This is a genomic window from Algoriphagus aestuariicola, from assembly GCF_017254835.1.
Lineage (GTDB): Bacteria > Bacteroidota > Bacteroidia > Cytophagales > Cyclobacteriaceae > Algoriphagus > Algoriphagus aestuariicola.
This window is the reverse complement of the sequence record NZ_JAFKCW010000005.1, coordinates 152,465-168,128: the sequence shown is the minus strand read 5'-3', so window position 1 is coordinate 168,128 and position 15,664 is coordinate 152,465. Positions and strand designations below refer to the sequence as shown.

Below are 15,664 nucleotides of genomic sequence, written 5' to 3'. Positions count from 1 at the left end.
GACAAAGAATCAATGTTTTTATATAGGCGGCAAAAGCTCTCTGAAAAATCACATAAAACGGCGAATAAATCCAGAATATGCTTCTAAAAGCAAAAGGAGTGAACCTGCCAAACAAAAAAGCACAGACCCTAAGACCTGTGCCTTTATTCTAGCCTTTAGGCTTTATCTGATCGGACTATGATTTTTTCAACAAGGGAATCACCTCCTCGCCGATAAGAGCAATGCTCTCCGATAGCTGCCCATGGCTCAGGCCGGCATTGTCCATTTGGAAGGTAAACCTGTCAATTCCCCCCAAGGACTCGCTGTGGCGAAGGATTTTCTCGGCCACTTCCTCCGGCTCGCCTATGAGGTAGGCCCCGCGTTTGGAGTTTTGTGCTTCGAAGTGCCCGCGGGTCACAGGCGGCCACCCCCGTTCTTTCCCTATCCGCGTAAATGTCTCCGCATAGCCGGGATAATAGGCCTCGACGGCTTCCTCATGGGATCGTCCCACGTAGCCAAGCGAGTGAAGCCCGACTTTGAGCTGGTCTTGGGAAAAGCCCGCCTTATCGCCGGCCTCTCGATAGAGATCCACCAAGGGCCTGAATCGATGCGTTTCCCCTCCGATCACCGCCACCATCAGCGGAAGTCCGAGGGAGCCTGCACGAACAAACGATCCCGGTGTGCCCCCAACTCCCAACCAAATGGGCAATCGCTCCTGCACCGGTCGCGGATAGATGGGCTGATTATTCAGCGCAGGGCGAAATTTACCAGACCAAGTCACGGTCTCTTGCTCGTTGATCTGCAGTAGAAGCCCCAATTTCTCCGCAAAGAGCTTATCATAGTCCTCGAGGCGAAGTCCAAAAAGAGGAAATGCTTCCGTGAACGATCCGCGACCTACCACCAGCTCTGCCCGGCCTTGAGACACCAAATCCAATGTCGAAAACTGCTGATAAACCCTCACCGGGTCAGCTGCGCTCAGTACGGTCACCGCACTGCTCAGGCGGATATTTTGGGTCATTCCGGCAGCAGCGGCGAGGATGACCGAAGTCGCAGAGTCGAGAAATTCCTTACGGTGGTGTTCGCCTATGGAGAACACATCCAGCCCTTTTTCGTCCGCCAACTTGATTCGCTCCAAGAGCTCCTGCATGGCATTCTCAGCCGTTCCCGCGGGATTTCCATCCCGATCCGTGACAAAAGCGGCAAAACTGTCAATTCCGATTTCCATCGATTTTCCTTTCTTTTTGGATAGTTGGTCAGATAACCAACGGACGATGAAATTGATTCAAATCAAAAGTCTTGGATCAAGCGGTAGATGACATCCTCCTGAATACCGCTGTTGCCATCTATCCGGAGCGCCATCAGCAAACCCTGAGAAGTTGGCCAAGGAATAAAGCTGGAGTTAAAATGACCTCCGACCCGCTGGACGAGCCGAAATTCCCTTGTCCCCATATCCATTCGCAGGAGGGGCATGCCATTGTTCATAAATAACAGGTTGCCATCCCAAAGGATCAGACTGCCACCGTGGTTTATCCACTGATCAGATGTACCGAACAGCTCGATTTGGCCACCGATGCTATACCTACTCACTTGTAGAGGATTCTGTGAAGTGAGGAAATATATATGGTCTTGGACAGGAACAACACTAGCTGAAGACCTCAATTCATTTGGCACTTCTACCGAGCTCATACTCCACTGGTTGGTTGCAGGGTCGTACACTCTAAAATTCAGATAGTTCCAAAGTATGACATACAGTTTCCCCTTGAAAAAAAATGAATTGATGACCGAGGTATAATCAAAGGGAAAATCAGCAAGCCTCTCCCATTGGCCAGTATGTGTATCCAATCGAAAAAAATCATGGACGGGCTCCGTCTTGTCAGTCAGATACCTGAATCCCAATCCATAGTACAAATATCTGTCTCCCTGCGCCGACAATACCGGCGATGATCGGTAGGGATTCTCAGTGGGCGGAGCCGACAAAGCCACAGGGCGAGTCGCTCCGAGATCAAGGCGGCGAAAGGCCATATTGTCGGTATCGTCATAGCCTATCATCAGCAGTTTGTCCCCGACGGCGGTGATAAGCTGTTCATTCCTCTTGGGTACATCCACCCCAACCTGAAACTTCTCCCAAGTAGGAAGGATCTCGAGCTTCCTATCCGTGAGCTGCTGCGGAAACCAAGTGTTCACAAAAGATGGAACATACACACCCGCTGGAGTATCAGGAACCAAAAACTCAGCAGCCAGTGGGCTGACTTGATTTTGAAACCATAGCGGATAGCCGTTTGGTGGAGTATAGTTTAACCAAATACCATAGTCGGTTTGATACGGAGGGTAATTAAACTCCAGCATAACCTTGTCACCTACATATACACTGCTAGGGCCCATCTGGGTGATCTTGGGCACGATGGAAGTGATCTCCACCGGGAAGAGGACGCTTTTCCCTCCCGAGGTCAACTTCAGACTCAGCGACTGGCTATCCGCATTGATAATGGGCCGGATGAGCTTTATTCTCATTTTGATTTCCGTGCGGCTGACGCTGTCAATGGAGACTTCATAGTTTTCTCCTCCGTTCACGATCTCCAGTGAGTTGTGTTCCAATTTGGAATTGAAGTAGTCACCCTTCAGGGTGAGCTGGGAGTTTCTGTAAAATTCGGCAGGACTGACTTCCGTAATGATCGGGGCAGGACCGCCCTGGCTGGAAAATACCAGATTTTCCCCGTAAACGATCGTTCCGCCGGACTTTACATAGGGCCTGGCGGTGTATTCGCGACCCGCCACTAGATCATAGGAAATTCGGATCGACGCAAGAGCGCTCCCGGGAGCGCCACTCTCGGACACCTTGTCATATTGCGCATCCCTTCCATAAGCAAGATTCTCAGACAGTGTATATTCCACCCCATACTCCTCTATCGGAGCCGTTCCGGTCTTTCTCACTTCAAACTCCACCGTCACCCCAGTCTCGTCCAGGTCAGCGATCCCCATACTCAACACAAAATGATGGGCACGACCGGAAATAAACTCCTCCTGCTCACAGGACATCAACGCAAAGACTGCGATCAGCAAAATCCAACTTATCCTCTTCATACCCAATCAGAATTTATATCCTAGTTGAAAATCCAGCCCTTGAACTAGGCCATCCTCTTGCCCCTTGACGTTGAAATGCCGCAGACCAAAGACCAAGGCCCGTTGCTTCCTGAAGTACTTCTCTATTCCCAGCCCCAACGTAACACCGGAGAAGCTGTCGTCCATCTCCAGCTCTCGTGTAGAGGTGACAATCGTAGTTCCTTCAAAGACAGCTTGGTAAGCGCCCAATCTATCATAAGATGGTTTGGCGTGGGTATAACCCGCCCCAATGTGCATTCTCAATTTATTTGGACTCAGATCTATATAGTAGCGAAACATCGCGGGGATTTGTAATAGGCTGAAGTCCAGGAAAAAGTCTGAATCGATTCTCGTTTGGCTCCGTGGATATTGGATAAAAACCTGCGAATCAAACTGCGTCCATAACACTCCCGCCATCAATGAAATATTCCGCTTGAAAGTCAAAAAAACTTCCCCATCTATACCGATCGATGGCGAAGAACCTGTGACTTTTCCCTTTTCATTGGAGTCAGGAAGGGCAAATCGCACGATTTGGCTGGTATAGCCTAAATGTGGCGCTATCGCAAAAAGCTTTGTGAAAGTTCGAGGTTTTTTGATGGTTGCCGCAGTCCGGGAAAGATATACCAGTGAAAAATCATTTCTCCGAGTGATATCCAAAAGTGGATCCAACATAGGATTGTCGAACAGCTCGCTTAGCCGCCCCCGAAACGATTCATCTAAAAGTTCCAGTCCCTCAGATGATTCGATATAGTACTTTGGAGATTCCTCGTGCAGTTTCCAAAAAACCAGATTTGGGGAAGAATGCGGTAGCTTTTCCAAAAAAACAAATCTACCAGCCACCCCCTGTGGGATCAGCTTTTTATAAAACATTCGCTCCGACAGTCTAAACTCCGTCACATCTGCCACAGTGAATTTCCTATGCTCGCTTCTTTTCGACTTCGCAAAGTACACCACTGTGTTACCCTCGGAGGGGATGTCTCGGACGAAGCCCTGACTAAGCGCCGAATCAGCCACGACGATATAGTCTTTTTTGGCTGGAACCTGACCAAAGGCGTCTAGTGTAAGGAATAAGATAAAGAGAAGCGGTATCGACAACTTTGAATACCAGAAAAACCTGGGCAGCGAGCGGACTTTCAAGAAGGCTTGGATTAGGGTGAATCGAGCTGCAAATAAACAAAAACCACATTCAAAGTCTGAGATTTTCATTGATCAATTAAAAAATTCATCCAAAATTCTACGATCGGCATTTGCCTCCCATCGATCTGGATATTTGCGTTACTTTTACCCCATGGACCAACAAATTCTCATAGATCTGGTGACCAAAAAGATGCCTTTCGGCAAGTACAAGGGACGGCTACTTTGCGATGTTCCCGAGTATTACCTGGTTTGGATGAAAGGAAAAGGTTTCCCCGAAGGTAAGCTCGGCATGTGGCTTCACACGCTCTACGAGATCAGACTCAACGGGTTGGAGAGCATTCTGACGGAGCTCAAAAAAACCTATAAGAACACCTAACCCTCAGTCCTGCTGCCTTTTAAGTCTTACTTCGCTTCAAGTCTTGTGGAATGAAGCATATCCAGCCTCCAGCCCTCCGGCGTCTTCACGGCAGTAGCACTCTCCAGCCACTCCACTTGCCTAACCACTTGTCCATCTCTGCTGATCGTCGCATAGTTGTGGTAAGCTACCCAGGCCCTGTCCCCAGATACGGTCGTTTTGACAAAATCAAAACGGTTTATCCGAGTCGTGGGATTGGGATTAAGTTTTGCTTTGGCGAAATAATCGAGGATCTTTTGATGGTCCCAGACTTCCCCGTCTTCCAAAAGAATGAAGTCTTCGGTATAAAACTCCCCAATCCGTTCGGAGTCAAAACTGGAAAAAAGAACGTCAAAAGAATCTTGGATCAGCTGCTGTATTTGCTCCTCATCGCTTTTTTGCCGGGCTTGGGCAAAGAGGGATATACCGAAAAGTAGAAACAGAAGGGTTTTCTTAATCATAGTTGGCTATCGGTTTTATTGGGGCTTGATCAATTCTTCGTACAGGATATTCACCGTCTGGCGGATCACGGCGTTGAAGCCATCTTCATAGGCGGGGGCGCAGCCATTGCTGATAACCACGATTCCGAACTTTTCCTTGGGATCAAAAAACATCGCACTGTACAGTCCATAGGCTGATCCCGTATGTCCGACGAGTTCCGTACCGGCGATCAACTTGTCAGTCTTCCAAAGTCCCAACCCATAGTTTTCATCGGATGAAATCGGAGTCTGCATGATCTGGGAGCTCTTTTTGGAAATGATCCTTTCATTTTCGCCTTTCCCGTAGTTCATGTGCATGATCATGTATCTAGCCAAGTCTGGAGCGGAAATCTTCATCCCTCCTGTCGGAGAAAAGATAGGCGTGCTATAGCCAAACTGATAATTTGCGATCTCCTCGACCCTTGGCGCATAGGCCGCCGGAGAAAGCGTAAACTTGGCGGAATCAGGATCATAGGCGTAGATTGACGCAAAGCTGGCAGCGTCCAGTTCGCTGACGTTGTAGCCACCATATAGCTCTAGTGGTGCCAAAATATGGCCCCGTACATATTGGTCAAAGCGCTCCCCGGAATACTTTTCGATGATCGCTCCGGTCATATTGTAAGCTAAGTTGCAATATTGATACCCCTCACCGGGTGCGTAGTCATTGTACGCTTTCTCCCAGTTTGGATTCTTGGACGGGTTGATCGCGTCAAGGGTGAAGTAGCCTTCGGAGTCGTTGATGCTTGAAGTATGCGACAGCAGCATCCGCAGGGTGATGACTTGGTCGGGAAATTTAGGGTTTCTCACCCCAAAGCCCATCAGCTCGCTGACGTCATCATCCAGGCTAAGCACTTTCTTCTCCACCAGCTGCATCACGGAAGTCGCAGAAAAGGACTTGGAGATGGAGGCTATGCGGAAGATATCGGTAGTTTCCAACATTTCCTTCCCCTCCTCTTTCCAGCCGAAAGCTCCTTGATATACCAGATTTCCACCCTTCACCACCGCCACCCCCAATCCCATCACGGGCGTCGTCTCCATCAGGGATTTGATCTTTGACTCAGCAGCATTTTGGCCTTGCGTCGAGGTTTGTATGGAAAAGACCAGAAAGAGGAATATGAAAAGATTCTTTTTCATTTTTAGAAAATAGGTAAAACGCCTAAGGTCGGGAGTCATAAAATCGACTATTTCTTCGACAGGAATACTGTCTTTCCGGTTTCGGCGCTTTCCTTCGCCGCTTGCAGAATCTCCATCACCAAGAGATTGTTTTCTAAGGAGTATGGATCAAATTGACCCAGCTGGGTTTCTCTCCTCACTACCGCCAGCAAGACTGAAAACGGATCGTCATAGGGGCGGGATCGCTCCAGCAATTCCATTTTCTCTTCAGAAAAACCGCTGTACCCCTCCGCCATTCGAACCCTGAGATGGCTCCCGTCATCGGCGAAGATCGCCCCGGTAAGGCCATAAATAGCCAAATCCTTGATGCCTATTGGCCAGTTCCAGGAAGCTTCGATGATGGTTTGGGAATTGGGGTAAGTCAAAATGATCGTGGCCTCATCGTCCACTTTGGGGTTATCGGCTGGATTGAGCTGTTGGGTAACGGCAGTGACTGAGACCGGACGCTGCCCATCCAAAAGCCACGTGCTCAGATTGGCTCCGTAGCAACCGAAATCCATCAATGCCCCTGCGCCGTTTAGCTCAGGATCAGTCAGCCATTCCAGAAACTCCGAACCGACACCGATTTTCTTTGGCCCTCGATGGCCATCCCTGACGACAACTTTCCGAGTTTCGCCGATTTGTCCCGAATGCAGGATTTCATATGCTTTTTCGTTGGAGGCGTACCAAGAAGTTTCATAGTTAGTCAGCAGGTGGATTTCGTGCTGCCGTGCCAATTGAGCCATTTCCTGGGCATGGGCCAGACTGACCGCCAATGGTTTTTCTACCATCACATGGATGCCTCGTGGCGCACAGATTTGGACGATCTCCAGATGGTGGAAGGTGGCTCCAAAACCGGTCACAGCCTCTGGCTTGGTTTTTTCCAACATTTCCTCCAAGCTATCAAAAACGATATCCATAGAAATGCCATGTTGCTTCGCATACCGTTCCGCAAGTTCTCGGTTGGGTTCGGCGATTCCGACAATTTCAACATCCGGTCTTTCATTCGCCTCAAACACCCATCCCACATGTCCGTGATGCAACCCCGCCACACCGATTTTCAGTGGCACGACCTGTGAAAACGCAGAACTCAACAGCCCAAAAATCAGAAACAAAAAAGGAATGGATTTTTTCATGCCGGAATTTAGCCCAGAAAGCTCAAATTCCCGACTTTAAAAGATGGTTTTCGAATTCCGATTTCTGAATTCGTGACTACGGTAAAAATTTCGCACTTGTCCAGGACCACTATTTGAATCAACCTTTCTGCAATCGATCAAATTCCTGCGACCGGACAATCCTTTCCACCCTGACATTCAGCATAAGTCATATCCATTGGTGCGAAGCGAGGATCAGAATTTCGCCTAACCTTGAATGCCTTGTCGATAATCGGTTTCCACTTTTTTGCCAGAATAGCTGATTTTTTCTATCCCAATCCCGATTTCGAATATAAAACCGCTGAGGAAATTAGATATGAAAGGACTTTTTGTTAATTTGAACGACTTTTATTGATCAACCAAACGACCAACCTTATGGCTGGAATATTTTAAGTACCTATCCTGTTCTCTATGGGGAATGATGAAAAAAAAGATTTTGAAAGACTTCGACTGATCCCTGATTTTCACGAAGTACCTGATGCTCAATTGGATTGGCTACTACAAAACTCACATTCCATTGAGCTGCAAAAAGGTGATTTTTTATTCCAACCCAATACCCCGAGTCGTCACCTCCATATTGTTCTCTCAGGAGCACTAGAGCTTTATGTGCTTTATGGAAGCAACAAAAGAACACTCAACCACTTTGACAAAGGAAGCACCCTTGGACAGTTTCCGTTATTAAAAGAAACTGAGTTCACGGCCTACTGCCAAGCTTCTTTGCCGAGCCGGATTTTGTCATTTCCCATATCAGAATTCCAAAATCTTCTGACAATGCATGAGGAGTTGACCGAAGCGTTGGTCAGCTCGAGGACAACCAAGCCGCGAAAGGTGTCATTCCAGACTCTCCAAAATCAAAAACTGATATCCTTGGGAAAACTCACGGCTGGCCTGTCCCATGAACTAAATCATCCCATCAATTCCATCCAGAGGGACAGCGCAGAGCTGAACAGGATTTTCTCCAAAGGAGGAATAGAGAGGCTGCTTATACAGGACTCGGAACTGAACGAGAGAGACCAAAGTCTCCTCAAGGATGCCGTTTCAGGCTGGATGCATCAGATTCCCGACACTACCATATCCTCGGTCGAGATCCAGCAGGTCGAAAAACAATGGTTGAAGAGACTAATTGAGTGGGGCATGAAAAACCCGTCGGACGCAGCTGAGGTATTTACCGACACCAAAGTCGATCCGGAAGAATTGGAAGATTGGCTAAAAAAAATAAAACCAGCACTGGCAGAGACATGGCTGACAGGATTGCAGCAGCTGCTCCAAAGTCAACTGCTGGTGACCAATATCAGTATAGCAGCCGAAAGAATCAAAGAGCTGATCCAGACTGTCAAATCATTTTCCCGAATTGACAGGGAAACTACGCAAAGGGAACTGGATCTCGTTTCCGAAATCCGCGATACTCTTTCTCTTTTGCAGCACAAGATCAAGGCAATCAAGGCCAAGGTGATATTTCCCCAAACTGAAGGTCCCATCCTGATCCATGGATCGGGAGGAGAGCTCAACCAAGTGTGGACCAACTTGATCGCCAATGCCCTCGATGCGATGGAAGCCATTCCAAACCCACAACTTCAAATCCGAATACGTAGGGAAAATTCGCAGGTCTCCGTGAAAATCACGGACAACGGTTCTGGTATCCCCGAAGATATCCTGTTCAAAATCTTCGATCCATTTTTCACCACCAAGGGTCTCGGAAAAGGCACGGGTTTAGGACTTGACTTGGTGCGGCAGATTGTCGAAAAACACGGGGGAGAAATTTCAGTGGAGTCCAAAACTGGAGAAACCACCTTTGATGTAAGGCTTCCACTCGGTTGATCCTACTATTTTTTCTCAAAGCCCATATCGGGAAAATGGAATTGGCTCAAGTCTGGAAGTAAGCACAAGATTTTATTCCAACTTTCCCTATAATTTTTATAGGCTAATTTTTTGAGAATGTCTTTCTTTGCATATATTTGTCACACTAACTATTGGTATGACACAAGAACTATTTGCACGGTACTCTTTTCTACTGGACCGCACAGCCAGAAAAGTAAAGCAATATGCCCAGCAGCAGTTCAAGACGGGGGAATTTGACGTGACGGTAGACCAATGGCTGGTGTTGAAAAACCTGGCTGAAAATGAACTTTTAAGCCAGACCGAACTGGCGAATCTGGTTTTCAAGGACAACCCGACTCTTACCAGAATCATTGATTTGCTCTGCAAAAAAAGTTATGTGGAGCGGATACCTCATCCCCAGGATAGAAGAAGCTTCCAGCTTCACCTCACTGAGGCTGGTTTGACTAAGGTAAATGAGCTTCGTCCAAAAATCCTCGAGATCAGGGAAAAAGCCTGGGAAAATCTAACCGCCAGCGATTTTGAAGAATTCAAACGCATCCTAAACACCATTTACAAAAACCTAGACGGACAAGCGATAGAATAGCTAAAGTATTTAGCATACTAATTATATTTGTACGAACATTTTGGAATCTAAAGGGTTTAAAACTCCCAAAGCCATGAATACAAACACGATCCACACTGACCTTTGCATAATCGGAGCCGGCCCGGTGGGGCTGTTTGCTGTTTTCGAAGCGGGACTCCTGAAGATGCGCTGCCACCTCATTGACGCCCTGCCTCAAGTGGGAGGTCAGCTTTCAGAGATCTATCCCCAAAAGCCCATCTACGACATCCCGGGCTATCCCGAGGTGAAGGCTCAGGACTTGGTGGACAATCTGATGGAGCAAGCCAAGCCCTTCCAGCCTACTTTTACCCTGGGCGAGCGGGTGGATTACCTGAACAGGCAGGCCGATGGAAGTTTCGTCGTCACAACGAGTGACAAGACCCACGTGCACGCCAAGGTGATCATTATTGCTGGCGGCTTGGGATGTTTTGAACCTAGAAAACCTGTACTCACCAACTTGGAGCAGTTTGAAGGCAAAGGGATCAACTACATGGTGAAGAACCCAGAGCATTTCCGCGACAAAAACGTCGTGATCGCGGGCGGCGGAGATTCGGCGCTTGACTGGTCTATATATCTGGCAAAAGTTGCCAAGCGAGTGACTTTGGTCCACCGCAACGAAACCTTCCGAGGCGCGCCAGATTCGGCTGCTAAAGTATTTGACCTAGCAAACAGGGGCAAGATTGACCTGATCCTCTCGGCTAACCTCAAAGAGGTGACAGGCAACGGTAAGCTGGAAAAAGTGATATTAGAAGACAAGTGGAAACAAGATCTCTCCATAGACGCTGATCACCTGATCCCACTCTTCGGACTCAGCCCAAAGCTCGGCCCAATTGCTGACTGGGGCTTGAGCATCGACAAAAACGCCATCGAAGTCGACACCCGCGACTATTCTACCGGCGTGGAACGGATCTATGCGATCGGCGATATCAACACATACCCTGGAAAACTCAAATTGATCCTTTGCGGATTCCACGAAGCGGCGATCATGATGCACTCAGCTTTCAAATACGTGTATCCTGACCAAAAACTTAGCTTCAAATACACGACTGTGAACGGAGTCAACGCCTTCTAACACCTATCTTTGCGCCATGGTAACTTTCACTGTAGAAGATCAAGACGGCAACCGCCAAGAAATCGAGGCTCCCGATGACATGGGATTCAACCTGATGGAAATCCTCAAGGCATCCGAGTACCCGGTACTCGCTACCTGTGGGGGAATGGCACTCTGCGGCACCTGCCACATTGAAGTGTTGGAGGGAAAGGACGGACTAGGCGACGCCACTGATCCCGAATTGGACCAGCTCGAAAACCTGCCCGAGTACTACCCCACTTCCCGGCTTTCCTGCCAAATCCGCATTAGCGACATTTTGGAGGGAGCAGTTATCAGACTAAGAGGAGAAGACGTAGTCTGATTGGGGATTTGAGATTCGACTTTTAGCGTAAAAACCACCCAGAAACGGGTGGTTTTTCCTATTTTAGACTATGAGGATTTTAATGATAGCGATACTTTTCGCATTGCCCGCACTTACCTTTTCCCAAGTCACACCCGAAGAACGCGAAGAAGTCACCAAAATCCACCAGCTGATTGACCAATACTCCAAAGCAAGGGAAACCAGAGACACCGTACTGCTAAAGGAAATTCTCACCGAGGATGTAGACCAATTGGTATCAAGCGGCGAGTGGAGAAATGGAATCCGGGCTGCAATCTCAGGCATGATGCAAAGCAGCGCGGCAAATCCCGGATCAAGGACTCTTGAAATCGAAAAGATCAAATTTTTAACTATTGAAGCCGTATTGGTGGACTGCAGGTATATTATCAAAGGCCCATCTGGCGAACAAAGAAACATGTGGAGTAGCTTCACCGTCGTCTTCGATAAAGATCGCTGGAAAATCTCCGCAATTCGAAATATGAACCCCAATTAAAGCCATTGACTAACAAGGTATTTTACCTAACTTTAATCAACGTGGAATCCAGCTACCACTTCAAAAACGGGGCGTAACCGAAAAACCAAATGAGTAGGATTCAAATCCAGTTGATCAACCAATGCCAAAGTATGTGATTGAGAGAGAGATTCCGGGTGCGGGTAGCCTGTCGCCCGCGGACCTGAAGGGAATTTCACAAACTTCATGTGGAGTTTTGAGCAAAATGGGACCCCAAATCCAATGGCTGCAAAGCTATGTATCCGGGAATAAAATCTATTGCGTCTACATCGCGCCCAACGAACAGATGGTGCGAGACCATGCAGCGCAAGGTGGATTTCCTGCCAATTTGGTATCGGAAGTACATGCAATTATCGATCCCACAACGGCGGAATAAGCGGAATTGCTCTTAAATTCAATGGCTGTCGACAAACAGCCATTTTTTGTTTCCACATCTTTCAACCCAGCCGCCATGAAACAGCAATTTCTCTTGATTTTCATGACTCTGGCGTTTTGCGCCTGCCAGTCCCAGCCCGATTATCCAAATCTACTGTTGGTCAACGGAAAAATCTGGACCGGCGAGTCGGATTCAACTTTTGTAGAAGCGCTCGCAATACGCGGCAGCATCATCCTACAGACAGGAGACAACAAATCCATCCTGGAGCTTGCTGGGCCGGAAACGGAAATAATCGACCTTGAGCGGAGACTGGCCACTGCTGGATTCAACGATGCCCACATTCACTTTTTGAGCGGTTCGATGGGACTGAGTTTGGTCGAGCTTTCAAGCGCCAAAAATTTTGGAGAAATGATCGAAATGACTTTGGAATATATCCAAAGAAATCCCGAAAAGGAATGGATCACCGGGAGAGGCTGGCAATATACCTCCTTCGCCTCAGGCCTTCCTGACCATGAATCCATGAAAGCGCTGGATCTAGACAAGCCTGTATTTATCCGGGCATACGATGGACACAGCGCCTATGCCAACCCAAAAGCGCTGGAAATCGCCGGCATTACTTCCCAAAGCCAATTTTCAGGTTTTGGAGAATTGGTCAAAGACAAAAATGGAAAACCAACAGGTGCATTAAAAGAAAGAGCAATGGACCTAGTGGCTAGCCATGTTCCGGTGCCAAACTTTGAAGATAAACTTGAAGCATTTCGCAAGGGTCTCGACTACGCTGCATCTTTTGGCATTACAAGCGTACAAAACGCCAACGGATCCGAGGAAGACCTGAGGCTGGTTCTCCGGCTTTTTGAAAGAGGAGAGCTGAGCCTGCGATACGCAGCTGCTTTTTCCGTCGGGGAAGATGTGACGGAGGAGCATATCGATCGCTTTATCTACTTGAAGGACAGTCTTGGCGATTCCAACTCTTGGCTCCGTGCTGACGCCGTCAAATTCATGATCGACGGGGTGATCGAAGGACATACCGGAGCCATGCTGGAGCCCTATTCTGATATTCCGGCGGACGACCCCTTGGCCTTGGGCCAGTTGAATTGGGAGCTTGACCGCTACCAATCGCTGGTCAAGCAACTGGACTCTGCAGGATTTCGCCTCTACACCCATTCCATAGGAGACCGAGGTGTAAGGGAAGCCTTAAATGCTTACGAAAAAGCCCAAAGAGAAAACCAAAGTACTGGTCGACGTCACAGAATAGAACACATCGAAATCATCCATCCCGATGACATACCTAGGTTTGCCCAGCTCGGTATTCTCCCCAGCATGGAACCCATCCACGCCGAGCCCGGGACGACAGAGGTTTGGTCAAATGCAGTCGGATCAAATCGCCTTCCCTACTCTTTCGCCTGGAAATCCCTGCTGGATCAAGACGCCGCACTGGTATTCAGTAGCGACTGGCCAGCCTGCATCAGTCTCAATCCCCTGAGAGGAATACATGTGGCGGTCAACCGAAGAAATCCCGACGGATACCCGGAGCGGGGATGGATTCCCGAAGAAAAAATCAGCCTGCCGCAGGCTCTAAAGGCCTATACTTCAATGGGGGCATTTTCCTCTTTCGAAGAAAACAGGAAAGGTATACTAAAAAAAGGGTATTTGGCGGATCTCGTGGTATTCTCACAAGACCTGTTTTCTATAGATCCGATGAAAATCCACGAGACGACTGTCGAGATGACATTTGTGGACGGGGAGAAAGTCTTTCAGAGACGGTAGCAATGAAAAAGGCCGGTTTCCCGGCCCATTTGCTGAAAAGTCAAAGTTTAAACTTTTCAACTGGTGAACAACAACTGCCGTTCCTTTTACTTTTCGTTTTTGTAATAACGATCATGGTATAGATATCTTGCATCGCTCTCAGACTTTACCTCTTTTGACTCGGTATCAATGATCATCACTGGGGGCGTCTGATTCCCTGCTTTCGCCGCCGACCAAGAGGGCACTCCCTCTCCATTTGGGTTCCCTGTCTTCACAAAATTGGTGAAGAAATTCAGGAAAGTCTCGGAAGTTTGGAAGTCGTCTTTCGTCCAAGCATAGTCCTTGACAAGGTGAAGATTCCCCATCGCATATTCAATCTCGGCTGCATGTGGAGCCCCAATAGGCTTTGGCACGGGAGGCGCAGTATCAGCACTTTGTGTACCTCCAGCCAGTCCGGACACACGAGTACGGTCAACCAAATCCGGGCGAATCTTGCTATACAAGTATCGGTAAACCGGCTGTTCACTATGGTTTCTGTGCAAGTCAAACCACTTCCAAGTACTATAGGAAATGAAGCGATCCGAAGCCAGGTTGGTTGCTGCCCACTCCACGTCCTGAGGGGTATCGTGCGGGTACAGAGCCAATACTTCCTCCCATTGCTCGGGATACACTTGCTTGACCTTGGCGATGAAGGCATTCTTGGAGCTGGGCTGCCCCTGCATGAAGGCCGCGCCGGGAATCTCGGCAGAATTCCAGCCCAACAGCAACGGAACCTGAGCCTGCTCCCCGGCAGCAAAAATCTCAGGAAGAGTCTTGGGCAAAAAGTAATGGTCAATCACCACCGGAAATCCAAAGCGCTGGGACTCCTGGTAGATTTCCAATAGGTCCTTCGCAGAGAGCTTTCTTGCGTCAGCTATAGAATTGACACCTGCTTTGGTCAGGAAATCCTCGCCCGTATTCTCGGCCTCAGACAGGGAAACCGGCGCCAAAGTCGGTCTAATACCCGCCCCGCTTTCTCCAATGGCCCCATGAATCAGGTTTTTGGAAAGCGGGGAAGCCATCTGGTAGGAAACGGAAATCGAACCTGCAGATTCCCCTGCGATGGTCACTTGGTTGGGATTGCCTCCAAAAGCCGCGATGTTGTCTTTTACCCACTGCAGAGCCAGCGACTGATCCAGCAAGCCGTAATTTCCCGAAGCCTTGTAAGACGCCTCTGCACTGAGTTCGGGATGGGCAAGGAATCCAAAAACCCCCAAACGGTAATTGACCGTCACGACGACGATGCCTTTCTTTGCCATAGACTCTCCGTTGTATCTCGGCTCAGAAGCGTCCCCCGCTACAAAACCTCCTCCATAGAAATATACCAAAACCGGCAAATCCTTGGAACTACGCTTGGCTGGTGTCCAGACATTGAGCGTAAGGCAGTCTTCCGACACGCCATCTGACCAACTGTTCATGTCCCCAAAGACCAAGCCTTGCACAGGCCTTGGCCCAAAGTCCTTGGTTTCTTTAACACCAGACCATGAAGCTGCCGGGACGGGCGCTTTCCATCGAAGTTCTCCTACGGGAGGCTTCGCAAAAGGAATCCCAAAATAGGTAGAGATCCCGTTGGTCACATCGTAATTCCCTTCGATTGTTCCATTTTCAATCGTTGTCTGCACGGGGAGGGAATTGTCGGATTGCGAAAAGGCCAGGGAAGTTCCGAAAAGGAAAAACACTGCTGCCTTCAAATATTTTTTCATAGGTCTTATTTGGCTTTATTCTATT

General features: G+C 48.5%; 15 protein-coding genes. 8 read left to right on the top strand and 7 right to left on the bottom strand.

The window, feature by feature from the left end; translation table 11 throughout:
- Positions 1-175: 175 nt before the first annotated feature.
- The 3 genes from J0A67_RS20020 to J0A67_RS20010 all read right to left on the bottom strand — a co-directional run bounded on the left by J0A67_RS20020 (position 176) and on the right by J0A67_RS20010 (position 4,215).
- Positions 176-1,204 (bottom strand): LLM class flavin-dependent oxidoreductase, encoded by a 1,029-nt coding sequence (locus J0A67_RS20020; protein ID WP_206571168.1) that lies wholly within the window; start codon positions 1,202-1,204, stop codon positions 176-178.
- Positions 1,205-1,266: 62 nt separating this feature from the next.
- On the bottom strand, positions 1,267-3,060 hold the full coding sequence (locus tag J0A67_RS20015) for a Kelch repeat-containing protein (protein WP_206571167.1): 1,794 nt from the start codon (positions 3,058-3,060) through the stop codon (positions 1,267-1,269).
- Between the two features lie 6 nt (positions 3,061-3,066).
- Positions 3,067-4,215, bottom strand: a complete 1,149-nt coding sequence (locus J0A67_RS20010) for an outer membrane beta-barrel protein (RefSeq protein ID WP_206571166.1) — start codon at positions 4,213-4,215, stop codon at positions 3,067-3,069.
- Between the two features lie 151 nt (positions 4,216-4,366).
- On the opposite strand from J0A67_RS20010, the gene J0A67_RS20005 reads away from it, so the two are divergent.
- Positions 4,367-4,591: a DUF3820 family protein gene (locus tag J0A67_RS20005; RefSeq protein WP_206571165.1), complete on the top strand. Its 225-nt coding sequence runs from the start codon at positions 4,367-4,369 to the stop codon at positions 4,589-4,591.
- 26 nt (positions 4,592-4,617) lie between these two features.
- On the opposite strand, the gene J0A67_RS20000 is transcribed toward J0A67_RS20005, so the two are convergent.
- The 3 genes from J0A67_RS20000 to J0A67_RS19990 are packed head-to-tail and all read right to left on the bottom strand — an operon-like array spanning position 4,618 to position 7,376.
- Complete coding sequence (locus J0A67_RS20000) at positions 4,618-5,070, bottom strand: nuclear transport factor 2 family protein (protein WP_206571164.1); 453 nt, start codon at positions 5,068-5,070, stop codon at positions 4,618-4,620.
- 15 nt (positions 5,071-5,085) lie between these two features.
- On the bottom strand, positions 5,086-6,222 hold the full coding sequence (locus J0A67_RS19995; protein ID WP_206571163.1) for a serine hydrolase domain-containing protein: 1,137 nt from the start codon (positions 6,220-6,222) through the stop codon (positions 5,086-5,088).
- A 47-nt stretch (positions 6,223-6,269) separates the two neighbouring features.
- A complete protein-coding gene (locus J0A67_RS19990) occupies positions 6,270-7,376 on the bottom strand; it encodes a Gfo/Idh/MocA family protein (RefSeq protein ID WP_206571162.1) in 1,107 nt (368 codons plus the stop codon).
- A 429-nt stretch (positions 7,377-7,805) separates the two neighbouring features.
- Here J0A67_RS19990 and J0A67_RS19985 point away from each other — a divergent pair, with 429 nt between their 5' ends.
- The 7 genes from J0A67_RS19985 (at position 7,806) to J0A67_RS19955 (ending at position 13,918) form a co-directional block, all read left to right on the top strand.
- Positions 7,806-9,212, top strand: coding sequence for an ATP-binding protein (locus J0A67_RS19985; protein WP_206571161.1), 1,407 nt, complete (start codon positions 7,806-7,808; stop codon positions 9,210-9,212).
- 157 nt (positions 9,213-9,369) lie between these two features.
- On the top strand, positions 9,370-9,816 hold the full coding sequence (locus tag J0A67_RS19980; protein WP_206571160.1) for a MarR family winged helix-turn-helix transcriptional regulator: 447 nt from the start codon (positions 9,370-9,372) through the stop codon (positions 9,814-9,816).
- Between the two features lie 73 nt (positions 9,817-9,889).
- Positions 9,890-10,906, top strand: a complete 1,017-nt coding sequence (locus J0A67_RS19975) for an NAD(P)/FAD-dependent oxidoreductase (protein ID WP_206571159.1) — start codon at positions 9,890-9,892, stop codon at positions 10,904-10,906.
- Positions 10,907-10,922: 16 nt separating this feature from the next.
- Positions 10,923-11,246, top strand: a complete 324-nt coding sequence (locus J0A67_RS19970) for a 2Fe-2S iron-sulfur cluster-binding protein (RefSeq protein ID WP_206571158.1) — start codon at positions 10,923-10,925, stop codon at positions 11,244-11,246.
- An 82-nt stretch (positions 11,247-11,328) separates the two neighbouring features.
- The gene (locus tag J0A67_RS19965; protein WP_241265273.1) at positions 11,329-11,757 is read left to right on the top strand and encodes a YybH family protein; all 429 of its coding nucleotides are present in this window, start codon (positions 11,329-11,331) and stop codon (positions 11,755-11,757) included.
- Positions 11,758-11,878: 121 nt separating this feature from the next.
- The gene (locus J0A67_RS19960) at positions 11,879-12,151 is read left to right on the top strand and encodes a DUF4242 domain-containing protein (protein WP_206571156.1); all 273 of its coding nucleotides are present in this window, start codon (positions 11,879-11,881) and stop codon (positions 12,149-12,151) included.
- A 75-nt stretch (positions 12,152-12,226) separates the two neighbouring features.
- Complete coding sequence (locus J0A67_RS19955; RefSeq protein ID WP_206571155.1) at positions 12,227-13,918, top strand: amidohydrolase; 1,692 nt, start codon at positions 12,227-12,229, stop codon at positions 13,916-13,918.
- 86 nt (positions 13,919-14,004) lie between these two features.
- On the opposite strand, the gene J0A67_RS19950 is transcribed toward J0A67_RS19955, so the two are convergent.
- Positions 14,005-15,639 carry a carboxylesterase/lipase family protein gene (locus J0A67_RS19950; protein WP_206571154.1) on the bottom strand — a complete coding sequence of 545 codons (1,635 nt, stop codon included), beginning with the start codon at positions 15,637-15,639 and terminating at the stop codon, positions 14,005-14,007.
- Positions 15,640-15,664: the final 25 nt, after the last annotated feature.